Genomic DNA, 22,309 nt, shown 5'->3' with positions numbered 1-22,309 from the left:
GGCCATGGTCCGAATGCGTGGATTACGCTCTGGGGCATGGCCGACGCACCGTACAAGCTGATCCTCCTCCGCCACGGCGAGAGCGAGTGGAACGCGAAGAACCTGTTCACCGGCTGGGTGGACGTCAACCTCAACGAGAAGGGCGAGAAGGAGGCGGTCCGCGGCGGTGAGCTGCTCAAGGACGCCGGCCTGCTCCCCGACGTGGTCCACACGTCCCTCCAGAAGCGCGCGATCCGCACCGCGCAGCTGGCCCTCGAGGCCGCCGACCGCCACTGGATCCCCGTCCACCGCTCCTGGCGCCTGAACGAGCGCCACTACGGCGCCCTCCAGGGCAAGGACAAGGCCCAGACCCTGGCCGAGTTCGGCGAGGAGCAGTTCATGCTCTGGCGCCGCTCCTACGACACCCCGCCGCCCCCGCTCGAGGACGGCGCCGAGTGGTCCCAGTCGGACGACGCGCGCTACGCCTCGATCCCCCCGGAGCTGCGCCCGAGGACGGAGTGCCTGAAGGACGTCGTCGTCCGCATGCTCCCCTACTGGTACGACGGCATCGTCCCCGACCTCCTGGCCGGCCGCACGGTCCTGATCGCCGCCCACGGCAACAGCCTCCGCGCCCTGGTCAAGCACCTCGACGGCATCTCCGACGCCGAGATCGCGGGCCTGAACATCCCCACGGGCATCCCCCTCTCCTACGAGCTGGACGCCGACTTCAAGCCGGTCACCCCCGGCGGCAAGTACCTCGACCCGGACGCCGCCGCGGCGGCCATCGAAGCGGTCAAGAACCAGGGCAAGAAGAAGTAACGCGGCACCGGTATCGACAGGCCCCCGACCCGCCGGAGAGCGGCGGGTCGGGGGCCTGTCGGTCCTGGTGCCGGCGCGGGTGGCGATCCGCGGCGTCCACGGGGCCTGCTCAGGAGCGTCCGCCGCCGCCACCGGAGGCGCGGTGGCCGCGTCCGACCCCGCCGACGGATTCCTGGGTGTCGCTGTGATGGGAGGCGGCGTGGTGGTTCAGCACCTTCATGATCTCCGAAGCCAGCACATCTGCCAGGGCGGGTGCGAGGGAGTTCGCCAGGGCGGTCGCCAGAGTCTGCGCGAACAGCATCCTTTCCAATTCCGAGGAACGGGAGGGAGGCCGGGACAGCGCTGCCACGGCCGCTTCCATCAGGGCACCCGCCAATGGGTCCTTTCCATGCCTGACACCAGTGCTGGTGTGCGGAATTCCGGTCTCGCGCACCATTTCCTCGAAGACCTCGTCGATGAAGGCCTCCAAGGGGTCCCGATCCGATTCTCCGCCGGGCTCAGCTGCCATTGTGGTTCCTCAAGTCTTCGATTGCCGTACGGGGCCTGCCCTCCGATGCTGACGATCGCAACGAATCGCAACAATCGGAGGGCAGGCGTGGACCGATTCCTTTAGCGGCGCATCAGAGCGGCGAGAAGGAGGGGGTGCTGGATCAGCGGTTCGTTGCGCTCCTCGCGGCCACGCATGAGCGCGGCGAGGAGGAGGGGGTGCTGGATGATGGGCTCTTCACCGCGCTCCTCGCGGCGGCCACGCATGAGCGCGGCCAGCAGGAGGGGGTGCTGGATGATGGGCTCTTCACCGCGCTCCTCGCGGCGGCGGCGCATGAGCGCCGCCAGCAGGAGGGGGTGCTCGATGATCGACTCCTCGCCGCGCTCCTCGCGGCGGCCACGCATGAGCGCGGCCAGCAGGAGGGGGTGCTGGATGATGGGCTCCTCGCCGCGCTCCTCGCGGCGGCCACGCATGAGCGCGGCCAGCAGGAGGGGGTGCTCGATGATCGACTCCTCGCCACGCTCCTCACGACGGGCCAGCATCGTTGCCAGCAGGAGCGGGCCGATAGCGGATTCCTCGCCGAACTCCTCCTGGCCCGCTCCAGCCTTTTCCCGAGTGGGAGTCTCCGTCGTTGTCGTCATGGTTCCCTCTTTCTTTGGCGCATGACTCGGCGGAGTGCTCGGCCGTTTCAAGCTTCGCGCTCCGCCCTTCATGGCCATCGTCGAGTCACGCGACGCGGACCGCATTTCGATCATGGTCCTTTCGGGTGTCACCGCCTTACCGGCCGCCTCGCCTGCCGCGGCGGCGACCATTCGGCAGCGGCCGACAAGGGCCGGCAGGGGAACCACCTCTCGCGCCCCGAGCGTCGACCGACCGTGACGACTTCTCGCCCCCTCCTGCGGACCGCGCACCCCGACGACGTCGACCAGATCACCGACCTGCACACACTCGCCCGCACGGCGTACTACCGGGCAGGCGGGCTGTCGGAGGCGGACCTCGTCTCTCCCGGCACGCGCACCGGCCGACGGGAAGCCTGGCTGCGCGCCGTCCAGGCCGACGACAGGACTGTGCTGTGCGCGGAACGAGAGGGCGAGGTGGTGGGCGTACTCGCGATGGGCCCTCCCTACGAAGCCGATGTCGATGCCACGGCCGTGGGGCAGCTCTACCAGATCCACGTGCGCCCCGGCCTCTGGGGGCAGGGCATCGGCGGCTGTCTGCACGCGGCGTTCGTGCGGTTTCTTCGCGACCGAGCCCTGGACACAGGGGTGTTGGAGGCCTGGGAACGCAACAGCCGAGGCCAGGCCTTCTATGCCCGGCATGGGTGGAAGCCGGACGGACACCACCGGCCCGGCCCCGGCGGCGCCCGCTACGTCCGCCTGCGCCTCAGCCTCGTCCCCGAGGTCTGACGCCGCGTCCTGCGGCCTCCGCCTCGGCTCCCGCCGCCCGTAGAGCCACGACCGCTGCCCCGCGTCCCTGTGACCCGCCCTCAACCATCACTGCCGATCACGAAGTCAGGGTGGCCGACCTCGACTCGCGCGCTCACGGCGGGCGTTGACCGTCGCGCCATGACGCCGGTGTCGGGCCTGAAGTCCTGCCGAGGGCGGTCACGCGGTTGCCGGTGAGATCGCCGCCGGCGAGTTCGCGGGACGAGGTCCACGGTACGGCCGCGACGGCGCCGGCCCGGTCGTCGTACGCCTGCGCCTCGGCGCGGCCGGTGACGACCACCGGCGTGGCCCGGACGATGACCGCCGAGTCGACGACATGGCGCGGGTCGCCGGTGCCGGTGGCTGCCGCTGGGGCGGTGGCGTGCCCGGCCCAGGACGTAGAGGCCGAGGACGACGCTCTCACCCCCAGAGGGTGAAGTGGGGATGCCGTGCCGGGTCCTACCGTGCGAAGCGTCAGCTCTCACCAAGGAAGAGCGTCAGCTCTCAACCCAGGAAGGCGGTCCGTAGATGGCCACCGCTTCAGACGCTCCCGTCCTCGACACGCTCACCGCCATGACGGTCGACTCGATCGAACGGTGTGGGCTGGACGTGAGCACGCTCATCCTGACCCGTGTCGCCGCGCTCGTCGCCATGGACGCGCCGGCGGTCTCCTACCTCGCCCATGCCGGTGCCGCGGCCGACGCGAACCTGACGACCGAGCAGTTGCAGGACGTCCTCGTCGCCATCGCCCCCGTGGTGGGCACGGCCCGCGTCATGTCCGCCGCGAGCCACATGGCCAAGGCCTTCGGTCTCGCCCTCGCGCTCGCCGAGCCCGAGGCCGAGACGATCGCGGAGGCGGAGGCCCAGAGCAGGGGCAAAGCCTGAGAAGGGGAACCCGGGCCGCCGACCGCGCTCAGCAGTGGCCGGGGGCCCGTTCGATCTCCCACGGTGTACGTCGAGGGCCCCGGCGATCAGTGATCGCCGGGGCCCTCGACGTATCTGGCGGCAACTGCCCTCAGCCGCACTGGCACGTGCCGCCCGACTGGCACCCGCAGCCGCATCCCGAGCCGCAGCCGCAGGAGGCGATGAGCGGGAGGCTCCTGAGGTCGGCGGGCTGGTCGGTCTCGTGCTGCTGCGTGGGGTCGGGCGTGGTGCTGGGGGATTCGGCCATGGTTCCTCCCAGTGGATAGGGCCTGGTGCCTTTGCCCATTTCATGCCCGGCCCGGCGGGCGCATCAACGGCGCACGGTGGCGCCCGCCCGCCCCGCCCGGCAGCCTCCGAGCCCCCCGGGCGACGACCCGCTCGACGCGCCGGGCCGCCGGCCCTCGGGCCGTGGGGCGCAAACCCTGACCAGGCGGCCCGCGTTCCCGGACCCCGCCCTCGGCTCCTGCCTCCGCCCCGGACCCGGACCCGGACCGGCCCCGCCCCTGGATCGGCCCCGGACCCGGACCGGCCCCCGGAGGGCTACGCTCCCTCCACCCCCGTCACCGGCTGGATGTCCGTCTGGATCTCGTCCGCGTGCTCGCCCGTCACCAGGTAGACGACGCGCTTGGCCACCGCGACGGCGTGGTCGGCGTAGCGCTCGTAGTAGCGGCCGAGGAGGGTGACGTCCACGGCCGTCTCGATGCCGTGCTTCCAGCGCTCGTCGATCAGGTGCTGGAAGAGGGTGCGGTGCAGCAGGTCCATCTCGTCGTCGTCCTGCTCCAGCTGGAGCGCGAGGTCGACGTCCTTCGTGATGATGACCTCGGCGGCCTTCGCCATCAGGCGCTGGGCGAGCTGGCCCATCTCCAGGATGGTGGCGTGCAGGTCCTGGGGAACCGCACGCTCGGGGAAGCGCAGGCGCGCGAGCTTCGCCACGTGCTGGGCGAGGTCGCCGGAACGCTCCAGGTCCGCCGACATGCGCAGGGACGTGACGACGATCCGCAGGTCCGTCGCCACCGGCTGCTGGCGGGCCAGCAGGGCTATGGCCCGCGCCTCCAGGTCGTGCTGCAGTTCGTCGACCCTCTTGTCGGCCTCGATGACGCTTTCGGCCAGCTTGAGATCGGCGTCGAGGATGGCCGTCGTGGCGCGTCCGATCGCCGACCCGACCAGCCGGGCCATCTCCACCAGACCGTCGCCGATCGAGTCCAGTTCCTCGTGGTACGCGTCCCGCATCAGGGTTCCCTCTCGTACGTGTGCTTCGGGGCGGTGCGACCCCCACGCTCCCACGTTCCGGGCCGTACGCGTCCGTTTCTGCCACCCCAAATGAACCAATACTGGCTCCAAGGTGAACTCTGGGCGACGAGTGTTCGAGCTCGCACGTCGACGGCTGTGGCCAGGAGGTATCCCATGCCTAACCTTGCAGCATGGACGTGAACGCGGCGGTCGCCGCAGCGGCAGCGATCGCCGGGGTGCTCACCGGCGTCATCGCCATGCTGGCGTTCCGCTGGAGCGAACGCGACCAGAAGCGACCCACCAGGACTTCCTTGCACACCGATCCCGTACTCCCGCCCGGAGTGGACACGGTCCTCTCCGTTCTCCGCTCGTCGGCCGTCGTGCTCGACGAGGCCGACGCCGTCGTCAAGGCCAGCTCCGCCGCATACGCCCTCGGGCTGGTGCGGGGCGGCAAGCTCGCCGTCGAACCCATGCTCCAGATGACCCGGGACACCAGACGCGACGGGGAGATACGGCAGGTCGAGCTGGACCTCCCGCGGCGCGGGACGGGGCGGGGGGAGGCGCTCGCCGTCTCCGCACGGGTCGCTCCGCTGGGCTCCCGGCTCGTGCTGCTGCTCGTCGAGGACCTCACCGAGGCCCGCAGGATCGAGGCCGTACGACGCGACTTCGTCGCCAACGTCAGCCACGAGCTCAAGACCCCGGTGGGCGCGCTCTCCCTCCTGTCCGAGGCCGTCATGGACGCCTCCGACGACCCGGAGGCGGTACAGCGCTTCGCCGGCCGCATGCAGATCGAGGCCACCCGCCTGACCAACCTGGTCCAGGAGCTCATCGATCTCTCGCGGGTGCAGAACGACGACCCCCTCGAGGACGCCGAACCCGTCCGCGTCGACGAACTCGTCGCCGAGGCCGTCGACCGCTGCCGGCACCAGGCCGGCACCAAACAGATCACGATGGCCTCGAACGTATGGACGCCCGAAGGGGCCGACCAGGGTGGTGGCGGACGACGGACGGGCGGCACGGCCGACCTGTACGTCTGGGGGAACCGGGGGCAGCTCGCCGCCGCCCTGGGCAACCTCGTCGAGAACGCCGTCAACTACTCCCCGGCCCGTACTCGCGTGGGCATAGCCGCCCGCCGGATCAGCGCGCCCGGCGGCGACATGATCGAGCTCGCCGTCACCGACCAGGGCATCGGCATCTCGGACAAGGACAAGGAGCGCATCTTCGAGCGGTTCTACCGGGTCGACCCGGCCCGTTCCCGGGCCACCGGCGGCACCGGCCTGGGCCTGGCCATCGTCAAGCACGTGGTCGCCTCGCACGGCGGGGAGGTCACGGTGTGGAGCGCCGAAGGCCAGGGCTCCACCTTCACCCTGCGGCTGCCGGAGGCCGGTGCGGCCCGTGACCGCGCCCAGCAGCACCCCGACCTCGACGAAGAGGCCGGGCCGTCCTCCACATCCCCCGACTCAACCGCGTACGAAACGCTTCCCGCCCCGGAGGTCCTTCCGTGACCCGAGTGCTCGTCGTCGAGGACGAGGAGTCCTTCTCCGACGCCCTGTCGTACATGCTCCGCAAGGAGGGCTTCGAGGTGGCCGTCGCCGCCACCGGCCCCGACGGACTCGACGAGTTCGAGCGCAACGGCGCCGACCTCGTCCTCCTCGACCTGATGCTGCCGGGGCTGCCCGGTACGGAGGTGTGCCGCCAGCTGCGCGGCCGCTCCAACGTCCCGGTCATCATGGTGACCGCCAAGGACAGCGAGATCGACAAGGTGGTCGGCCTGGAAATAGGAGCCGACGACTACGTCACCAAGCCCTTCTCCTCGCGCGAGCTGGTCGCCCGCATCCGCGCGGTGCTGCGCCGGCGCGGCGAGCCGGAGGAGGTCACCCCGGCCGCGCTGGAGGCCGGTCCGGTCCGGATGGACGTCGACCGCCACGTGGTGACGGTGTCCGGCTCCAAGGTCGACCTTCCGCTGAAGGAGTTCGACCTGCTCGAGATGCTCCTGCGCAACGCGGGCCGCGTCCTCACCCGCATGCAGCTGATCGACCGCGTCTGGGGCGCCGACTACGTCGGCGACACCAAGACCCTCGACGTCCACGTCAAGCGCCTGCGCGCCAAGATCGAGCCGGACCCGGGGGCGCCGCGGTATCTGGTGACGGTGCGCGGGCTGGGGTACAAGTTCGAGCCCTGATCGGCCCTGGTGTCCGTTCGGTCGGGTGGGCCGTGGCTCTGCCTGCCGGACGGAGTCAGGCGCAGTGGCGAGCCGTAGGCCGCAGAGCGCAGAGCGCAGAGCGCAGAGCGCGGGGCGTGAGCCGTACGCGGACGTCGTGCGTGATGTCCGAAGGGCGGCACCCCTCCCGGGGTGCCGCCCTTCGGGCGTTGCTCAGTGGCCCGCGGCCGAAGCGGACGCGGAGTCGCTCGGGGTGGCGTCGGCGGTGGCGGAGTCGGTCGGGGAGGGGGACTCGCCCTTCGACGGCTTGGAGTTGCCGCCCGCCGTCGCGCCGGCCGCGGGCGAGCCGGCGGCCGACGCCGTCGGGATCTCGCTCGGGCCCCACGAGCTGAAGTAGCTCTTGGCCGGGAAGACGAAGGCGCGCAGGCTCACGTCACCGGTCTTGCTGAAGGTGAAGGTGACCTTCTGGGCGTTGCCGTCCTGGAGCGCCTCGCTGGTGTTGTCCAGCACGGCGGAGGCGTTGTCCTTGCCGCCGAGGATCAGCGAGCCGCCGGCCGGAATGCTGAGGCTCTGGCCCTTGGCGGGGCTGAGCTTGGCGGTCTTGCCGGTGCCGGGGACGGTGACCGAGTCGAGGGTCTGGGGCGTGGTGCCGCCGTTGAAGATGGTGGCGGAGACCACGGCCGGGCCCGTCGACTGCATGTCGGGCTGGGTGATGACGGTGGCGTTCTGGATCTTGATGGTGCCCACCGACGTGGCCGCGTTGTCCGGCTTGATCTGCAGGGTCTGTGAGTCGTTGCCGGCGCCGCAGGCGGCGAGCGAGGCGATCGAGAACGCGATGGCGGAGGCGGCGAGGGCGCCGCGTCGAAGGCTGCTGCTCACGGCGGCGGCAACTCCTTGAACGCAGGGGCGGCCTCCTTATAAAGCCGCCCTAAGTTTCTGTCAGCGACCTCAGGTTACCGAGCCGTTCCCGACCGTCCGCACCCGACCCTCCCCAACGCCCCCGCTTCCCTCCGGCAGGCGGTACGCCGGGCCCCTCCGGTGACTCCCGAACCGCATTGACCGGCTCCTCGTCCGGCATTCACATAACGCGGCTCGCAAATCTTCGGTGAAGGAATCCGCGGCCACCCGGATATCGATCACGCATTGATCACCTACTGATGAGTACGCCGATCAGCCGGCCGCTCGCGACGGCGTCGTGATCAATTCCGGATTCGCCGCGTATCCGGCTCCGGGCACCGAACGGAGTAGCGCAAGTCGCACACTTGGAACCGGACAAATCTGGACGTTCAGCCCATCGGGGGGGTCTCCGGATGTGTGTAACGTACGCGTTTCACCTCGCCCGGAGAGCCGCTCCCACCTGCGAATACCTGCCTCCGCGCACCGTCCGAAGCACGTTCCTGTCGTTGTTGTCAAGCCCTGAGATATGCCCTGACCTGCGAAAACGCCATTCAGAAGACGCCGTATCCGTGTTACCCTGGATAGCCACGGAAGGGGTACCTGTCACATGACGTTCAAGGTTGGCGACACCGTGGTCTATCCCCATCACGGGGCCGCGCTGATCGAGGCCATCGAAACTCGCCAGATCAAAGGCGTGGACAAGACCTACTTGGTGCTGAAGGTCGCCCAGGGTGACCTGACAGTGCGTGTGCCAGCGGACAATGCGGAGTTCGTCGGCGTGCGTGATGTGGTCGGTCAGGACGGGCTGGACCGGGTCTTCGAGGTGCTGCGCGCGCCGTACGCCGAGGAGCCCACGAACTGGTCCCGTCGCTACAAGGCAAATCTGGAGAAGCTCGCCTCCGGCGATGTCATCAAGGTCGCGGAAGTCGTGCGTGACCTGTGGCGTCGCGAGCGCGAGCGCGGACTCTCCGCCGGTGAGAAGCGCATGCTCGCCAAGGCGCGCCAGATCCTGGTGAGCGAGCTCGCCCTCGCGGAGAACACCAACGAGGACAAGGCCGAGGCCCTGCTCGACGAGGTCCTCGCGTCCTGACGGACCGGCCTCCGACAGGCTCTGACTTTCGACAGGCTCTGCCTTTCGAAAGTCTCTGCCCGTTCGGCACGCTCGTCACAGCGAAATGCCGCGGTGCCCGATGACACACCACCTGTCGCCGGGCGCTGCGGCATGTGCATACGCGTGCTCGCGCAGTCGCCGCCGTCGCCGACGTGACTGGTGATGACTGCCGCCGTACATGACGTGCGACCCGTACAACCCGGTACGACTCGCCTGCGCGACTGCCGCAACCACCCGCAGTCACCGATGCTTCGTCGCCACCGGGGAAAGCCCCCGATACTGCTCGTGCCGGGCCCGGGCAGCCGACTCGACCGGTGTCACGGAAGGGTCCGGTCAAGACGCGCGCCCAGTGGCACGCTGAGGCCATACCCACGCAGGCCGCGCACACAAACCTGACAGGAACCGATGTCTGACGATTCGCGCCCTTCGCCCGCGCCGGCGCCCGTCGCCGCCGTCATTCCGGCCGCCGGCCGGGGCGTACGCCTTGGTCCGGGCGCCCCCAAGGCACTCCGCGCGCTGGGCGGCACACCCATGCTCATCCACGCGGTCCGCGCGATGGCCGCCTCCCGCGCCGTCGCCCTGGTGATCGTCGTGGCACCCCCCGACGGCACCGCCGAGGTCAAATCCCTCCTCGACGCGCACGCGCTGCCCGAGCGGACCGACTTCCTGGTCGTCCCCGGCGGCGAGACCCGCCAGGAGTCGGTCAGGCTCGGCCTCGAGGCCCTCCCGCCCGACCACCGCGTCGTACTGGTGCACGACGCCGCCCGCCCGCTCGTCCCGGTGGACACCGTCGACGCCGTCATCGAGGCGGTACGCGACGGCGCACCGGCCGTGGTCCCCGCGCTGCCCCTCGCCGACACCGTCAAGGAGGTCGAGCCGGCCACCACCCCCGGCGAGCCGGAGCCGGTCGTCGCCACGCCCGAGCGGGCGCGGCTGCGCGCCGTGCAGACCCCCCAGGGATTCGACCGCGACACCCTCGTACGCGCCCACGAGAGCGTCACCGGCGACGTCACCGACGACGCGAGCATGGTGGAACGGCTCGGCCTGCGCGTCGTGACCGTCCCCGGCCACGAGGAGGCCTTCAAGGTCACCCGCCCGCTCGACCTCGTCCTCGCCGAGGCGGTCCTCGCCCGCAGGAGGCTCAACGATGGGTTCTGAGACGGCGAAGACGTCCGGGACGGCGGGGACGTCCGGGACGGCGGGGACGTCCGGGACGGCGGGGACGTCCGGGACGGCGGGGACGTCCGGGACGGCGGGGACGTCCGGGACGGCGGGGACTTCCGAGACCGCGCGGGCTCCCGAGGCGCCGCCGGTGCTGCCGCAGGTCGGCATCGGCACCGACATCCACGCCTTCGAGGACGGACGCGAGCTGTGGTGCGCCGGCCTGAGGTGGGAGGGCGAGGGACCCGGCCTCGCCGGCCACTCCGACGCCGACGTCGTCGCGCACGCCGCCTGCAACGCCCTCTTCTCGGCCGCGGGCCTCGGCGACCTCGGGCAGCACTTCGGCACCGGACGCCCCGAGTGGTCCGGCGCCTCCGGGACCACCCTGCTGGCAGAGGCCGCCCGGATCGTCCGCGAGGCGGGCTTCCGGATCGGCAACGTCGCCGTGCAGGTGATCGGTCCCCGCCCGAAGATCGGCAAGCGCCGTGACGAGGCCCAGAAGATCCTCTCCGAAGCGGCGGGCGCCCCCGTCTCGGTCTCCGGGGCCACCACCGACGGGCTCGGCTTCCCCGGCCGCGACGAGGGCCTGATGGCCGTGGCGACGGCGCTCGTGGTGCGGGTGAGCCGAGAGCGTGCGAGGGTACCCGCGGAGTGACCACTGACCACTGACCACTGACCCAGGCCCAGGAGGTACCCTCATGCCCGCCGCGCTCTCCGACCGCCTCAAGGCCCTGCTCGACAGCCCGGTCTTCGTCGTGCTCGGCACCGTCCAGCCCGACGGCAGCCCCCAGCTCTCCCCGGTGTGGGCGAAGCGGGACGGCGACGACGTCCTGATCTCCACCACCGTCGACCGCCGCAAGAAGCTGAACCTCGACCGCGACCCCCGGGCCGGCATCGTCGTCCAGGACCCCGAGTCCCCGTACGAGTACGCCGAGATCCGCGGCACCGCCGAGATGACCACCGAAGGCGGCCAGGAGCTCATCGACGAGCTGAGCCTGAAGTACACCGGGAAGCCGTACGCCGAGTTCAACCCGGCCTCCGCCAAGGATGCGGAGCGCGTGGTCGTGCGGGTCCGGCCCCGGAAGGTCGTGGGGAGCCTGTGAGCCGGGCCCCTGTGAGCGGGGCCCTTGGAGCGGGGCCCCTGTGAGCGGGGCCCTTGGGAGCGGGGGTTCGTGAGCCGGCCGGCCCGGACAGGTTGAAAGGGAAACAGCCTCTGGCGTCCCGTGGCGCCCGCTGTGTCACGAATACGTGGCCCTTCGGTAGAAGGGTCGCGAGGCACTGCCCCGCGCCCACTACCCTGGAGTCGTGACGATTCGCCTGTACGACACCAGCGCCCGGCAGATCCGTGACTTCACCCCGCTCGAGCCGGGCCGTGTCTCGATCTACCTGTGTGGCGCCACCGTGCAGGCCCCCCCGCACATCGGGCACGTCCGCTCGTACCTCAACTTCGACGTCATGCGCCGCTGGTTCGAGTACCGCGGCCACCGCGTCACGTTCGTCCGCAACGTCACCGACATCGACGACAAGATCATCACCAAGGCCCACGAGCAGAACCGGCCCTGGTGGGCGATCGGGTACGAGAACGAGCGCGCCTTCAACGACGGTTACCACGCACTCGGCTGCCTCCCGCCGACGTACGAACCGCGCGCCACCGGCCACGTGCCCGAGATGGTCGAGATGATGCGGACGCTCATCGAGCGCGGACACGCCTACGAGGCCGACGGCAACGTCTACTTCGACGTGCGCTCCTTCCCCGGCTACCTCGAGCTGTCCCGGCAGGAGCTGGACAACCTGCTGCAGCCGTCGGGCGAGGGCGAGACCGGCAAGCGCGACCCCCGCGACTTCGCCATGTGGAAGACCGCCAAGCCCGGCGAACCCACCTGGCCCACGCCCTGGGGCCCCGGCCGTCCCGGCTGGCACCTGGAGTGCTCGGCCATGGCGCACAAGTACCTCGGCCGCGCCTTCGACATCCACGGCGGCGGCATCGACCTGATCTTCCCGCACCACGAGAACGAGATCGCCCAGGCCAAGGCCTTCGGCGACGACTTCGCCCAGTACTGGCTGCACAACGCCTGGGTCACCATCGCGGGCGAGAAGATGGCCAAGTCGCTCGGCAACTCCGTGCTGGTCTCCGAGATGGTCAAGCAGTGGCGCCCCATCGTCCTGCGCTACTACCTCGGCACCCCGCACTACCGCTCGATGATCGAGTACAGCGAGGAGTCCCTGCGCGAGGCCGAGTCCGCGTTCGCGCGCATCGAGGGCTTCGTCCAGCGCGTCGTCGAGAAGGCCGGGGGAGCGGTCGAGCCGTCCGCCGAGGTCCCGCCCGCCTTCGCCGAGGCCATGGACGACGACTTCGGCGTGCCGCAGGCCCTCGCCGTCGTGCACACCACCGTCCGGCAGGGCAACTCCGCCCTCGCCGCCGACGACAAGGAAGCCGCCGTCGCCCGCCTCGCCGAGGTGCGCGCCATGCTCGGTGTCCTGGGCCTCGACCCGCTCGACGCCCACTGGGCCGGCGAGGCGGCCGACCGCGGCGAAGACCTGCACAGCGTGGTCGACAGCCTGGTCCACATGGTCCTCGACCAGCGCGAGGCCGCCCGCTCCCGCAAGGACTGGGCCACCGCGGATGCCATCCGCGACCAGCTCAACCAGTCGGGACTCACCATCGAGGACAGCCCGCAGGGACCCCGCTGGAGCCTCGGCCCGCGCTGACCCCCCCGCTGGTCGATTCCTTGATCGATTGTGCCGCCCGGCTCTCCGGGCGGCACACTGCCTATACGCACACACGCACGCTTCACACAGACAGGTAGGTCATGGCCGCAAACAACCGCCGCATGTCCGGCAAGAAGGGCGCGCAGGTCGGCAGTGGCGGCCAGCGGCGCAAGGGCCTCGAAGGCAAGGGCCCGACCCCGCCCGCCGAGATGCGCAAGGGCCACAAGAAGAACCGCATCGCCAACGCCAAGGCGAAGCAGGCCGTGCGCCGCCCCACGGCACGGGGCCGCGGCGGCAGGTCCGCCTCCGAACTGGTCGTCGGGCGCAACCCGGTCGTCGAGGCCCTGCGCGAGGGCGTCCCCGCCTCCACGCTCTACGTCCAGCAGTTCATCGACAACGACGAGCGGGTCCGCGAGGCGCTGCAACTCGTGGCCGACCGCGGCGGCATCAACCTCATGGAGGCCCCCCGCCCCGAGCTCGACCGGATGACGAACGGGCTCAACCACCAAGGCCTCGTCCTCCAGGTCCCGCCCTACGAGTACGCCCACCCCGAGGACCTCGCCACCGCCGCCTACGACGAGGGTGAGGACCCCCTCATCGTCGCCCTCGACGGCGTCACCGACCCGCGGAACCTCGGCGCCGTCGTCCGCTCCGTCTCCGCCTTCGGCGGCCACGGCGTCGTCGTCCCCGAGCGGCGCGCCGCCGGCATGACCGCCGGCGCCTGGAAGACCTCCGCCGGCACCGCGGCCCGTACGCCCGTCGCCCGCGCCACCAACCTCACCCGCGCCCTCGAGGCCTACAAGAAGGCCGGCATCGTGGTCGTCGGCCTCGCCGCCGACGGCGACGTCGAACTCGGCGAGCTCGAAGCCCTCGGCGGACCCGTCGCCATCGTCGTCGGCAGCGAGGGCAAGGGCCTGTCCCGGCTGGTCGGCGAAACCTGCGACTTCCGGGTCCGCATCCCGATGCCGGGCGGCGCCGAGTCGCTCAACGCGGGTGTGGCGGCGGGGATCGTGCTGTACGAAGCCGCGCGCCGGCGCGCCTGAGGCCGGCCGGCCCGGCTGAACAGGCGTACTCGGGGTCACTCGTACGGGTCGAGACGGGCGACACGTACGAGATTGACGCGGTCCGGACACATCCGGCCGGTCACAGCAGTGTCCTAACACCACGTCACTCGGTTAGATGAGTGTGGACACCAGAACACCCCGCACACCCACGGGGGACCGCTCGTCGGGATTCGACGACGCTCCCGCGCTGAGCATGGTGAAGGTGCCGAGCGATCCGGCGCAGGTCATCGTCAACCACGCGAGCTTCCGCGTGCAGTTGGGCGCCTCGAGCCGGCGAACGCGATCCCAACGGATCGCCCGGTACCCGAGCGCCACCGAGAACGCCGCCCGCGTCCCCACGGTGGGCGCCCCCCGTCGCCGTCCCCTCGTCTGGAGCGGTCGCTCCGCCCCCGACGACACCGGCGCCCACCGGCTGCTCCAGGCCGTGCGGGGCGGCAGCGTCCGGTACGCCGACGAACCCGCCGCCGACGCCGGAGCCACGCAGGTCATCCCCCGCGTCGGCGACCACGGCGGCTACCCCACCACCGGCTACCCCACCGGCCACGACGACGCCTACGACGGGCTCCAGCAGACCGTCGAAACCCCCGTCGTCGGCCACCAGCGCGCCCCCGCCGCCGGCGAGACCCGCATCCTGCCCCCGCTGCGCACGGTGGGCAGTGCCTACGACCCGCCCGCCCACCCCGACCACCCCTACGCCGACCCGCAAGGCCACTACGCCGGCCCGGACGACGACGCATACGACGACGAATTCGACGACGAACACGACGGCGGATACGACGACGAGCACGACGGCGCACCGGCGGACCCCCGCACCAGACGCCACACCGACGACCCGGCCCGGCACGCCTACTTCCCCGGCCGCCGCATGAACCTCGGCGTCGTCCTGCTCCCCCTGCGCCTCTTCCTCGGCTTCATCTCCATCTACGCCGGCATGGGCAAGCTCTGCGACCCGCTCTACTTCGACGGTGGAAAACGCGGCTCCATGGTGAAGTGGCTCAACACCCTCCACCCCTGGGAAGCCGCCGAGCCCCTGCGCCAGTTCGCCCTCCAGCACCCCGTCGGCGCGGGCCTCGTCATCGCGTTCCTCCAGGTCGTCGTCGGCGTCCTGACCATCCTCGGCTGCTGGCAGCGCGTCGCCGCCGCCCTCGGCGCGATGCTCTCCGCCGCCCTCATCGTCACCGTCACCTGGAAGACCGTCCCCGCGTACGACGCTCCCGACATCATCTACCTCGCCGCCTGGTCGCCCCTGGTCATCGCCGGTGCGCCCGTCTACTCCGTCGACGGCCGCCTCGCGGGCAACGCCTGGCGCACCCTCGGACCCCGCTCCGACATCTGGGAGCTGCGCCGCTACGTCCTGCGCCGCGGCGCCCTCGTCACCGCCCTCACCGTCGGCGTCACCCTCCTCGTCGGCTCGCTCCTCGGCGGCGCCGTACGCGACGCCGACCGCGTGGTCGTCCCCGGCCCCGGCGAAGCCCCCCGCAACAACCTCCCCGGCTCCCCGCTCGCCGAGCTACCCGGCAGGACCCACGGCAGGACACCGACCTCCACCCCGTCCACCGGCGGCGCCAGTGCCGGCGCCAGCCCCTCCGGCGCCACCACCACCCCCGGCGCCACCCACTCCACCGGTACCACCACCGGCGGCACACCCAGCCAGCCCCAGGGCACCGCGGGCCAGGCCCCGCCCCAGCGCACCTCCCCGGTCCAGCAGGCCCCCAGCACCACCTCGGGACCGACCTCCGGCGGCACCGCGACCGGCGGCGGCTCCATGGGAGGCCCCGGCAGCGACGGCTCCTCCTCGGGCCAGCCGGGCCTGGTGGACGGCCTCCTCGGCTAGCGGCACCGCGACGGACGACGGGCCCCGCACCCACGAGGGTGCGGGGCCCCGTCACGCTCGGCCGCCGTCACGCTCGGCCGCCGTCACGCTCGGCCGACGTCACGCTCAGCCGAACCGGACGGCCGAACCGGACGGCCGAACGTCAGCGACCCAGCGCGGCAAGCTCCTTCGCCGCCTCCGTCAGATCCTTCGCCGTGTCGATGGCACGCCAGTAAGAGCCCTGCGGAATCGGGAAACCCGCCAGCCGACGCTCACGCGCCAGACGCGGGAACGTGGTGCGCTCATGGTCACCACGCTGGGGCAGCAGACCCGCGAACTCCGGCGAGAACACATAGACACCCGCGTTGATCTCGAAGGTCGACGGCGGGGCCTCGATGAAGTCCGTGATGTGTCCGAAGCCGTCCGTCTTCACCGCACCCCACGGAATGCGCGGCCGGGCCAGCGCGAGGGTCGCGACCGCGTCGCGCTCGGTGTGGAAGTCCGCCATGTCGCGGAGCGAGAAACGGGTCCAGATGTCCCCGTTGGTGGCGTACCAGGGGCGGTCCGGGTGCGGGAGACGGGCGGCCGCATACTTCAGGCCGCCACCGCGGCCGAGGGGCTCCGACTCCACCACGGTCGTGACGGCGACGGGCAGATCGGCCCTCGCCAGCCACTTCTCCAGCACCTCGGCGAGGTGGCCGCAGGAGACCACCACGTCCGTGACGCCCTCCTCGGCGAGCCAGGACAGCTGATGGCCGATGATCGGAGTGCCCGTGCCGGGAATCTCGACCATCGGCTTGGGCCGGTCGTCGGTGTACGGACGCAGCCGGGAGCCCTGGCCACCGGCCAGGACAACGGCTTGAGTGGGGCGCGACACGGCGTTCGGATCGGTCATGCCCGAACTGTACGCGGCGCCCCACTCGCGGCTTGCGGACGCAACCGGCTCCTCAATCAGCCGTTACCCGCCGCTTACCGCTCAGGGTTCCTCCGGGCCGGATCAGCCGCGCGTCGCGGCCAGCACGCCGGAGGCGTAGGAGGTGTCGCACACCGGACGGGCGTACGACTGCGCGCGGGGGGCGCCGTACCGGCGCACCGCGGCCCGGCCCAGGGCACGGGCGATCGAGGTGCAGTGCTTCGCCAGCGACGGGTGCCCGTTGACGGCCTGCTGGAGGTGGGTGAGAACCACGCCCGGGTTCTTCTCCTGCAGTTCGTCCATCAGTCGGCCGCGCAGCACGTCCTGCGGAGCGCGCGTCACGTTCCGGGAGACCCCGTGGGCCCCGACGACGTCCGAGGCGGTCAGCACCGAGTTCGAGGGGTTCCCCGACCAGTTGACCCGGGTGACCGCGAGGGTCCCGGAAAGCACCAGGACGACGGGCAGGACTAGGGCGAGGGTGCGGCCGATCCGGCGGGCAGGGCCCCGGTGGCCGCGTCGCGTCTGAGGGTTGGTGGAGTGCTTCACGCGTGTGAGAGTAGCGTGCCGTAATGTTTTGGAGACATTCAGTCACCGTTACGGGGGATGGGGAACCCCCCTGTTCCGGGCGGGATGTTGACGCACGCTGCTCGAAATGACCCTCTTGCCGGGATGCCCGGCGGCCATGAGAAGAGGCCCCGCAGCAGGCTGCGGGGCCTCTCTTCGTCCAACCGGGTGAACTTCACCCGGGGCAGCGGTCTCAGTCGGAGAGACGCTCGCCCGTGGAGGTCGAGAACACGTGGGTCTCGCCCGGCCGCGGCACGACGTGCAGCGTGGCGCCCTTCTCCGGGACCGCGCGGCCGCTGACGCGGACGACCAGGTCCTTGAGCTCGCCGTCGACCTTGGCGGAGCCGTAGACGTAGCCGTCGGCGCCGAGCTCCTCCACGACGTTCACGGAGACCGCGAGACCGGCCGGGGCGTCCTCGGAGTCCTTCGACAGGGCGGAGGCGGCGGCGCCGTTGTGCTCGACCACGTCGAAGTGCTCGGGGCGGACGCCGACCGTCACCGTGCGGTCACCCTTGTCGGCGGCGGCCTTCAGCGCGTCCCGGTTGACGGGGACGACGCTGTTGCCGAACTTCACACCGCCGTCGGTGATCGGCACCTCGACCAGGTTCATCGCCGGGGAGCCGATGAAGCCGGCGACGAACAGGTTCGCCGGGCGGTCGTACATGTTGCGCGGCGAGTCGACCTGCTGGAGCAGACCGTCCTTGAGCACGGCCACCCGGTCGCCCATCGTCATGGCCTCGACCTGGTCGTGGGTGACGTAGACGGTGGTGATGCCGAGCCGGCGCTGCAGCGAGGCGATCTGCGTACGGGTGGAGACACGGAGCTTGGCGTCCAGGTTGGACAGCGGCTCGTCCATGAGGAACACCTGCGGCTCACGCACGATCGCGCGGCCCATCGCGACACGCTGGCGCTGACCACCGGAGAGCGCCTTCGGCTTGCGGTCCAGGTACTCGGTGAGGTCGAGGATCTTCGCGGCCTCCTCGACCTTCTGCCGGATCTCCGCCTTGTTGACGCCCGCGATCTTGAGCGCGAAGCCCATGTTGTCGGCGACCGTCATGTGCGGGTAGAGCGCGTAGTTCTGGAACACCATGGCGATGTCCCGGTCCTTGGGCGGCAGGTGCGTGACGTCACGGTCACCGATGCGGATGGCGCCGCCGTTGACGTCCTCCAGCCCCGCGAGCATCCGCAGCGAGGTGGACTTTCCACAACCCGACGGACCGACCAGGACGAGGAACTCGCCGTCCTCGATGTCGATCTCGAGCGCGTCGACGGCGGGCTTGGTGGAACCCGGGTAGATGCGGGTCGCCTTGTCGAACGAGACAGTGGCCATGGTGAATGGGCCCCCTTCTACCGGCAGGAACGTGCCGGACGATCCGTTGTAGGAAGGTGGTTGCTGGTGTAGTCCACCGGAGTGAACTGGGTCAGGACGGTACCTGGCGTTCACCTGGTCTGTCAGTAGTCCGAGGGGTGTGAACTTCGCGGAAATTTTCGGCCAGGGGTCCCTGGGACCTGGGTACACTGCTCGGGCACGCCCTCGGCGGGCGTGCAGGCCTCCTTAGCTCAGCTGGTCAGAGCGCCGCTCTTGTAAAGCGAAGGTCGTCGGTTCGAATCCGACAGGGGGCTCGAAAGCCCAGGTCAGCGAATTCTTCTGACCTGGGCTTCTCCATGTTCTGCCGCAGGGGGATCAACCCCGCGCCGCCCGCGAAGGCTGTCGAGCATCACCTGGTCATGCGCCGCCGGTGGCTGCCGGACCACTGGCTGTGCCGGGCAGGCGCCGTCGGCTCATTCACACGGAGCCCGCCAGGGGCATCCGGGGTCGTCCGGCGGTGCGGTGGTGGTCAGTGCCGTCCCGCCACCCGGTCGGCCCGGGCCAGGCGTGAGGACCGCGCGGCCGGGCGCAGTCGTTCACGACACTGCTCGCGGAACTGCCCATGCCCGGACGTCACCTCCTGAGGGAGTCCAGTGTCTCCTTCGGATCCCATGCTTCTCCGCGCCCTCTGACCAGGGGATAGCAGGCCAGTCCGATCAGGACGGAGACGAAGTGGCCCAGGTCCGTGAACGTCGGTCCGGTGGTGAGCGGCAGGGCGAAGAGGACGACGGCGGTGGCCGCGTAGGCGTACCGCCAGGGTGGCGCGATCCGGTACGCCAGCACTCCCACCACTCCCGCGAGTGCGTAACTGACGCCCACGTCGAGGGTGTTGACGGCGGAGTGCGGCGCCATTCCGTCCTGGACCGCCTTCAGCAGGGCTCCTTCGCTGATGAGTGTCGCGAGCACGTGTGCGGCCGCGCAGACCACGAGCCAGCGGGCGGTGCCCAGCCAGCGTTCGGCGGGGGCGTGGAAGACGGTGAACAGGACGGCGTACGGCAGCCAGTGCCCGTCGTCGGTCCACATCGCGCTGGCGATCAGCACCCGCATCGGGTTCTGCGACAGCTCGTGGATGTTGGTCGACCGCTGCCGCAGGAAGTGCTGCTCGAACCCCGGAGACATGGTGTGCAGCGCGAAGGTCGTGAAGAACAGGACCAGCAGCCACGCGTACGTGCCGGGAGCACTGCGGACGTATGCCCACGCTCCGCTGGGGCCCCGGTTCTCTCGCATGAGCCGATTCACGCAGACGAACAACGTCCGGCGGGTGATCGACATTCCGGGTGGGCGGGGACCCGAGGAGCGGAGCGGTGGCTGGAGACCGGGCGCCGGCTGCCGGCACCGGGGGGTTAGCCTCGCCCCATGATTCGTAACGCCACCCCCGCCGACGTCCCCGTCATCCACGCCCTGATCCGTGAGCTGGCCGAGTACGAGAAGGCCCCGCAGGAGGCGAAGGCGAGTCCCGAGCAGCTGCGGGAGGCGCTGTTCGGGGCGCGGCCGGCGGCCTTCGCGCACGTCGCCGTGGACGACTCGACCGGTGAGACGGTCGGGTTCGCGTGGTGGTTCCTGAACTTCTCGACGTGGCGGGGTGTGCACGGGATCCATCTGGAGGACCTGTACGTCCGTCCGGCGGCCCGGGGCGGCGGCCACGGCAGGGCGCTGCTCACGGAGCTGGCCCGTGTCTGTGTGGAGCGCGGTTACGAGCGGCTGGAGTGGGCGGTGCTGGACTGGAACCGGCCCGCGATCGGGTTCTACGAGTCGCTGGGCGCGCGTCCGCAGGACGGCTGGACGGTGTACCGGTTGACGGACGGGGCGCTGGCGGAGCTGGGCGGGGGGCCGTCAGGTCACTGACTCGGATACGGGGGTGGTCGTCGCCGCGCCGTACGTGGGGGCCTTGGCGGTCACCATCAGGCCGGCGACGAGGCCGGCCAGGAGCATGACGCCGGCGGCCCACCGGAGGGCGACGGTGTAGCCGTGGACGACGCCGGCCGGGATCACGGTGGCCTTCTGGGCGGGGCGGTGCAGGTGGGCGGTGCTGCTGGTGGTGGCGACGGTGTTGAGCGGCGCGGTGCCTATGGAGCCGCCGGCCTGCTGGGAGGTGTTGACGGTGGCGGAGGTGACGCCGGAGTCGCGCGGGGCGACTCCCGCGGTGGCGGTGGCGAAGACGGGCATGAAGGTCAGGCCCATGCCGAGGCCCGTGAGGAGCAGGGCGGGGAGTATCTCGGTGGTGTAGTCGGAGTGCACCGTCATGCGGGTGAGGACGAGCATGCCGGCGGCGGCGAGGATCATGCTGGGGACCATGAGGGCGCGCGGTGCGCCGTCGTCGCAGGCCGGAGGGATTGTCAGTGGCTGGGTGCAGCATGGGGGCATGGCGAGGAAGGTGACCGGCGGGGCCGGGGGGACGAAGGCGGCACGGCGACCGGAGCTTCGGCTGCCGCCGCTGGAGCCCTGGGCCGGCGGCGGGCTGGAGCCGGACGGGGACTATGACGGGGTGGAGTTCCGGGAGGCGGACTTCGCCGGGCAGGACGGTGCGGGCGCGCGTTTCATGGACTGCGCGCTGACGGGGTGCGCCGTGGACGGGACGGGGCTGCGCCACGCCCGGCTCCTGGACACGGTGCTGTCCGGGATACGGGGTGTCGGCACCGACCTGGCCGAGTCCACGCTGCGTGACGTCGAGCTCCACGACGCCCGCCTCGGCGGCACCCAGCTGCACGGCGCCGTCCTGGAGCGTGTCCTGGTCCGCGGCGGCAAGATCGACTACCTCAACCTCCGCACGGCCCGGCTCAGGGACGTCGTCTTCGAGGGGTGCGTCCTCGTCGAGCCCGACTTCGGCGGAGCCCGCCTGGAGCGGGTGGAGTTCGTCGACTGTGTCCTCAAGGGTGTCGACTTCAGCGGGGTGACGCTCACGGACGTGGACCTGCGCGGGGCCGCTTCGCTGGAGATCGCGCGGGGGGCGGGGCAGCTGGCGGGCGCGGTGATCAGCCCGGGGCAGCTGCTGGATCTGGCGCCGGTGCTGGCGGGGGAGCTGGGGATCCGGGTGGAGGGGTGACCCGTTCGGGCCGAAGCGGGGGGCTGGGGGCTGGGGCTGCAGCCCCCGGCGGCAGCTCCCACCGAGCTACGGGACCCTTGGGAACCGGGCCTGGAGCGTCCAGATCGCCGGGTTCTCCGACAGGTCCTCGTGGAGGTCGGTCAGGTCGGCGATCAGATCGTGCAGGAAGTCGCGGGCCTCGCGGCGGAGTTCGGCGTGCGAGAAGGTGAGGGGGGCCTCCTCGGCCGGCATCCAGTCGGCGGCGATGTCCACCCAGCCGAAGCGGCGCTCGAACAGCATGCGGTCGGTGGACTCGGTGAAGTCCAGTTCCGCCCGCTGGGGGCGGGAGGCGCGGGAGCCCGCCGGGTCCCGGTCCAGGCGCTCGACGATGTCGCACAGGGCCCAGGCGAAGTCGAGCACCGGCACCCATCCCCAGGCTGTGGACAGCTCGCGGTCCGTCTTGGTGTCGGCGAGGTAGACGTCGCCGGAGAACAGGTCGTGGCGCAGGGCGTGGACGTCCGCGCGCCGGTAGTCGGTCTGCGGCGGGTCGGGGAAGCGGGTGGAGAGGGCGTAGCCGATGTCGAGCACGTACGTGATGGTGTCACGCCCGTGGAGGATCACCGCCCGCCTGCCGGCCGGGCCCCGCGCCCGTAAGATCGGTG

At 71.1% G+C, this 22,309-nt stretch carries 25 protein-coding genes, 1 tRNA gene and 1 pseudogene; 15 read left to right on the top strand and 12 right to left on the bottom strand.

Annotation, left to right across the window (positions count from 1 at the left end; translation table 11 throughout):
* The first annotated feature begins 36 nt into the window (after nucleotides 1-36).
* A complete protein-coding gene (locus tag ABZX30_RS02385; RefSeq protein WP_355927769.1) occupies nucleotides 37-798 on the top strand; it encodes a phosphoglyceromutase in 762 nt (253 codons plus the stop codon).
* Nucleotides 799-907: 109 nt separating this feature from the next.
* Here the strand turns inward: ABZX30_RS02385 and ABZX30_RS02380 are convergent, their stop codons facing one another.
* Both ABZX30_RS02380 and ABZX30_RS02375 read right to left on the bottom strand, forming a co-directional pair.
* A complete protein-coding gene (locus tag ABZX30_RS02380) occupies nucleotides 908-1,306 on the bottom strand; it encodes a hypothetical protein (RefSeq protein ID WP_355927766.1) in 399 nt (132 codons plus the stop codon).
* 101 nt (nucleotides 1,307-1,407) lie between these two features.
* Nucleotides 1,408-1,926 (bottom strand): hypothetical protein, encoded by a 519-nt coding sequence (locus ABZX30_RS02375; protein ID WP_355927763.1) that lies wholly within the window; start codon nucleotides 1,924-1,926, stop codon nucleotides 1,408-1,410.
* Nucleotides 1,927-2,160: 234 nt separating this feature from the next.
* Between ABZX30_RS02375 and ABZX30_RS02370 the strand changes: the two genes are divergently transcribed.
* A complete protein-coding gene (locus tag ABZX30_RS02370) occupies nucleotides 2,161-2,691 on the top strand; it encodes a GNAT family protein (RefSeq protein WP_355927761.1) in 531 nt (176 codons plus the stop codon).
* 133 nt (nucleotides 2,692-2,824) lie between these two features.
* On the opposite strand, the gene ABZX30_RS02365 is transcribed toward ABZX30_RS02370, so the two are convergent.
* The gene (locus ABZX30_RS02365) at nucleotides 2,825-3,133 is read right to left on the bottom strand and encodes a hypothetical protein (RefSeq protein ID WP_355927759.1); all 309 of its coding nucleotides are present in this window, start codon (nucleotides 3,131-3,133) and stop codon (nucleotides 2,825-2,827) included.
* Nucleotides 3,134-3,237: 104 nt separating this feature from the next.
* Here ABZX30_RS02365 and ABZX30_RS02360 point away from each other — a divergent pair, with 104 nt between their 5' ends.
* The gene (locus tag ABZX30_RS02360) at nucleotides 3,238-3,594 is read left to right on the top strand and encodes a carboxymuconolactone decarboxylase family protein (RefSeq protein WP_355927757.1); all 357 of its coding nucleotides are present in this window, start codon (nucleotides 3,238-3,240) and stop codon (nucleotides 3,592-3,594) included.
* A 130-nt stretch (nucleotides 3,595-3,724) separates the two neighbouring features.
* On the opposite strand, the gene ABZX30_RS02355 is transcribed toward ABZX30_RS02360, so the two are convergent.
* The gene (locus ABZX30_RS02355) at nucleotides 3,725-3,880 is read right to left on the bottom strand and encodes a hypothetical protein (protein ID WP_355927755.1); all 156 of its coding nucleotides are present in this window, start codon (nucleotides 3,878-3,880) and stop codon (nucleotides 3,725-3,727) included.
* A 293-nt stretch (nucleotides 3,881-4,173) separates the two neighbouring features.
* The gene (gene phoU, locus ABZX30_RS02350; RefSeq protein ID WP_355927752.1) at nucleotides 4,174-4,863 is read right to left on the bottom strand and encodes a phosphate signaling complex protein PhoU; all 690 of its coding nucleotides are present in this window, start codon (nucleotides 4,861-4,863) and stop codon (nucleotides 4,174-4,176) included.
* 191 nt (nucleotides 4,864-5,054) lie between these two features.
* Between phoU and ABZX30_RS02345 the strand changes: the two genes are divergently transcribed.
* Both ABZX30_RS02345 and ABZX30_RS02340 read left to right on the top strand, forming a co-directional pair.
* The gene (locus ABZX30_RS02345) at nucleotides 5,055-6,368 is read left to right on the top strand and encodes an ATP-binding protein (RefSeq protein WP_355927750.1); all 1,314 of its coding nucleotides are present in this window, start codon (nucleotides 5,055-5,057) and stop codon (nucleotides 6,366-6,368) included.
* Nucleotides 6,365-7,045, top strand: a complete 681-nt coding sequence (locus tag ABZX30_RS02340; RefSeq protein ID WP_010358452.1) for a response regulator transcription factor — start codon at nucleotides 6,365-6,367, stop codon at nucleotides 7,043-7,045. Before ABZX30_RS02345 ends, ABZX30_RS02340 begins: the two co-directional genes overlap by 4 nt.
* A 192-nt stretch (nucleotides 7,046-7,237) precedes the next feature.
* Here the strand turns inward: ABZX30_RS02340 and ABZX30_RS02335 are convergent, their stop codons facing one another.
* Entirely contained in the window at nucleotides 7,238-7,903 is a 666-nt protein-coding gene (locus tag ABZX30_RS02335; protein ID WP_355927747.1) for a DUF461 domain-containing protein, read from the bottom strand.
* Between the two features lie 625 nt (nucleotides 7,904-8,528).
* Here ABZX30_RS02335 and ABZX30_RS02330 point away from each other — a divergent pair.
* From ABZX30_RS02330 to ABZX30_RS02300, 7 genes are all read left to right on the top strand, one after another.
* Entirely contained in the window at nucleotides 8,529-9,011 is a 483-nt protein-coding gene (locus ABZX30_RS02330; RefSeq protein WP_003953493.1) for a CarD family transcriptional regulator, read from the top strand.
* 426 nt (nucleotides 9,012-9,437) lie between these two features.
* Nucleotides 9,438-10,190, top strand: a complete 753-nt coding sequence (gene ispD / locus ABZX30_RS02325) for a 2-C-methyl-D-erythritol 4-phosphate cytidylyltransferase (RefSeq protein WP_355927745.1) — start codon at nucleotides 9,438-9,440, stop codon at nucleotides 10,188-10,190.
* A gap of 154 nt (nucleotides 10,191-10,344) precedes the next feature.
* Nucleotides 10,345-10,848: a 2-C-methyl-D-erythritol 2,4-cyclodiphosphate synthase gene (gene ispF, locus ABZX30_RS02320; protein WP_355927937.1), complete on the top strand. Its 504-nt coding sequence runs from the start codon at nucleotides 10,345-10,347 to the stop codon at nucleotides 10,846-10,848.
* 43 nt (nucleotides 10,849-10,891) lie between these two features.
* Entirely contained in the window at nucleotides 10,892-11,296 is a 405-nt protein-coding gene (locus ABZX30_RS02315; protein ID WP_355927743.1) for a PPOX class F420-dependent oxidoreductase, read from the top strand.
* 202 nt (nucleotides 11,297-11,498) lie between these two features.
* Nucleotides 11,499-12,902, top strand: coding sequence for a cysteine--tRNA ligase (gene cysS / locus ABZX30_RS02310; RefSeq protein WP_355927741.1), 1,404 nt, complete (start codon nucleotides 11,499-11,501; stop codon nucleotides 12,900-12,902).
* Nucleotides 12,903-13,003: 101 nt separating this feature from the next.
* The gene (gene rlmB, locus ABZX30_RS02305; RefSeq protein ID WP_355927738.1) at nucleotides 13,004-13,945 is read left to right on the top strand and encodes a 23S rRNA (guanosine(2251)-2'-O)-methyltransferase RlmB; all 942 of its coding nucleotides are present in this window, start codon (nucleotides 13,004-13,006) and stop codon (nucleotides 13,943-13,945) included.
* A gap of 136 nt (nucleotides 13,946-14,081) precedes the next feature.
* On the top strand, nucleotides 14,082-15,800 hold the full coding sequence (locus tag ABZX30_RS02300; RefSeq protein WP_355927736.1) for a DoxX family membrane protein: 1,719 nt from the start codon (nucleotides 14,082-14,084) through the stop codon (nucleotides 15,798-15,800).
* 142 nt (nucleotides 15,801-15,942) lie between these two features.
* Here the strand turns inward: ABZX30_RS02300 and ABZX30_RS02295 are convergent, their stop codons facing one another.
* The 3 genes from ABZX30_RS02295 to ugpC form a co-directional block, all read right to left on the bottom strand.
* On the bottom strand, nucleotides 15,943-16,674 hold the full coding sequence (locus tag ABZX30_RS02295; RefSeq protein ID WP_355927733.1) for a nucleotidyltransferase family protein: 732 nt from the start codon (nucleotides 16,672-16,674) through the stop codon (nucleotides 15,943-15,945).
* Between the two features lie 102 nt (nucleotides 16,675-16,776).
* A complete protein-coding gene (locus ABZX30_RS02290; protein ID WP_355927732.1) occupies nucleotides 16,777-17,238 on the bottom strand; it encodes a hypothetical protein in 462 nt (153 codons plus the stop codon).
* 211 nt (nucleotides 17,239-17,449) lie between these two features.
* Nucleotides 17,450-18,586, bottom strand: a complete 1,137-nt coding sequence (gene ugpC / locus ABZX30_RS02285) for a sn-glycerol-3-phosphate ABC transporter ATP-binding protein UgpC (RefSeq protein ID WP_355927729.1) — start codon at nucleotides 18,584-18,586, stop codon at nucleotides 17,450-17,452.
* A 219-nt stretch (nucleotides 18,587-18,805) separates the two neighbouring features.
* On the opposite strand from ugpC, the gene ABZX30_RS02280 reads away from it, so the two are divergent.
* A tRNA-Thr gene (locus ABZX30_RS02280) sits at nucleotides 18,806-18,879 on the top strand.
* A 319-nt stretch (nucleotides 18,880-19,198) separates the two neighbouring features.
* Here ABZX30_RS02280 and ABZX30_RS02275 read toward each other — a convergent pair.
* Nucleotides 19,199-19,852 carry a rhomboid-like protein gene (locus ABZX30_RS02275; protein WP_355927727.1) on the bottom strand — a complete coding sequence of 218 codons (654 nt, stop codon included), beginning with the start codon at nucleotides 19,850-19,852 and terminating at the stop codon, nucleotides 19,199-19,201.
* A gap of 129 nt (nucleotides 19,853-19,981) precedes the next feature.
* On the opposite strand from ABZX30_RS02275, the gene ABZX30_RS02270 reads away from it, so the two are divergent.
* Nucleotides 19,982-20,470 (top strand): GNAT family N-acetyltransferase, encoded by a 489-nt coding sequence (locus tag ABZX30_RS02270; protein ID WP_355927724.1) that lies wholly within the window; start codon nucleotides 19,982-19,984, stop codon nucleotides 20,468-20,470.
* Here the strand turns inward: ABZX30_RS02270 and ABZX30_RS02265 are convergent.
* A pseudogene (locus ABZX30_RS02265) lies at nucleotides 20,459-20,932 on the bottom strand (MFS transporter); the annotation flags it as partial. The gene ABZX30_RS02270 and the pseudogene ABZX30_RS02265 sit on opposite strands and share 12 nt — an antisense overlap.
* A gap of 55 nt (nucleotides 20,933-20,987) precedes the next feature.
* Between ABZX30_RS02265 and ABZX30_RS02260 the strand changes: the two are divergent.
* Complete coding sequence (locus ABZX30_RS02260) at nucleotides 20,988-21,668, top strand: pentapeptide repeat-containing protein (protein WP_355927722.1); 681 nt, start codon at nucleotides 20,988-20,990, stop codon at nucleotides 21,666-21,668.
* Nucleotides 21,669-21,734: 66 nt separating this feature from the next.
* Here ABZX30_RS02260 and ABZX30_RS02255 read toward each other — a convergent pair whose 3' ends face one another.
* Entirely contained in the window at nucleotides 21,735-22,235 is a 501-nt protein-coding gene (locus ABZX30_RS02255; protein ID WP_355927935.1) for a hypothetical protein, read from the bottom strand.
* Nucleotides 22,236-22,309 lie beyond the last annotated feature (74 nt).

This window comes from Streptomyces sp. NPDC004542 (assembly GCF_040610035.1).
Classification (GTDB): domain Bacteria; phylum Actinomycetota; class Actinomycetes; order Streptomycetales; family Streptomycetaceae; genus Streptomyces.
Note: the sequence above shows the minus strand (reverse complement) of the source record. Positions and strands in the feature narration are given on the sequence as shown.

Excerpts from the sequence above, each read along its gene's own strand:
- ABZX30_RS02385 (WP_355927769.1), top strand. The coding sequence starts at position 37 with ATGGCCGACGCACCGTACAAGCTGATCCTCCTCCGCCACGGCGAGAGC.
- ABZX30_RS02380 (WP_355927766.1), bottom strand. The coding sequence starts at position 1,306 with ATGGCAGCTGAGCCCGGCGGAGAATCGGATCGGGACCCCTTGGAGGCC.
- ABZX30_RS02375 (WP_355927763.1), bottom strand. The coding sequence starts at position 1,926 with ATGACGACAACGACGGAGACTCCCACTCGGGAAAAGGCTGGAGCGGGC.
- ABZX30_RS02360 (WP_355927757.1), top strand. The coding sequence starts at position 3,238 with ATGGCCACCGCTTCAGACGCTCCCGTCCTCGACACGCTCACCGCCATG.
- ABZX30_RS02355 (WP_355927755.1), bottom strand. The coding sequence starts at position 3,880 with ATGGCCGAATCCCCCAGCACCACGCCCGACCCCACGCAGCAGCACGAG.
- phoU (WP_355927752.1), bottom strand. The coding sequence starts at position 4,863 with ATGCGGGACGCGTACCACGAGGAACTGGACTCGATCGGCGACGGTCTG.
- ABZX30_RS02345 (WP_355927750.1), top strand. The coding sequence starts at position 5,055 with ATGGACGTGAACGCGGCGGTCGCCGCAGCGGCAGCGATCGCCGGGGTG.
- ABZX30_RS02330 (WP_003953493.1), top strand. The coding sequence starts at position 8,529 with ATGACGTTCAAGGTTGGCGACACCGTGGTCTATCCCCATCACGGGGCC.
- ispD (WP_355927745.1), top strand. The coding sequence starts at position 9,438 with ATGTCTGACGATTCGCGCCCTTCGCCCGCGCCGGCGCCCGTCGCCGCC.
- ABZX30_RS02315 (WP_355927743.1), top strand. The coding sequence starts at position 10,892 with ATGCCCGCCGCGCTCTCCGACCGCCTCAAGGCCCTGCTCGACAGCCCG.
- rlmB (WP_355927738.1), top strand. The coding sequence starts at position 13,004 with ATGGCCGCAAACAACCGCCGCATGTCCGGCAAGAAGGGCGCGCAGGTC.
- ABZX30_RS02300 (WP_355927736.1), top strand. The coding sequence starts at position 14,082 with ATGAGTGTGGACACCAGAACACCCCGCACACCCACGGGGGACCGCTCG.
- ABZX30_RS02295 (WP_355927733.1), bottom strand. The coding sequence starts at position 16,674 with ATGACCGATCCGAACGCCGTGTCGCGCCCCACTCAAGCCGTTGTCCTG.
- ugpC (WP_355927729.1), bottom strand. The coding sequence starts at position 18,586 with ATGGCCACTGTCTCGTTCGACAAGGCGACCCGCATCTACCCGGGTTCC.
- ABZX30_RS02275 (WP_355927727.1), bottom strand. The coding sequence starts at position 19,852 with ATGCGAGAGAACCGGGGCCCCAGCGGAGCGTGGGCATACGTCCGCAGT.
- ABZX30_RS02270 (WP_355927724.1), top strand. The coding sequence starts at position 19,982 with ATGATTCGTAACGCCACCCCCGCCGACGTCCCCGTCATCCACGCCCTG.
- ABZX30_RS02260 (WP_355927722.1), top strand. The coding sequence starts at position 20,988 with ATGGCGAGGAAGGTGACCGGCGGGGCCGGGGGGACGAAGGCGGCACGG.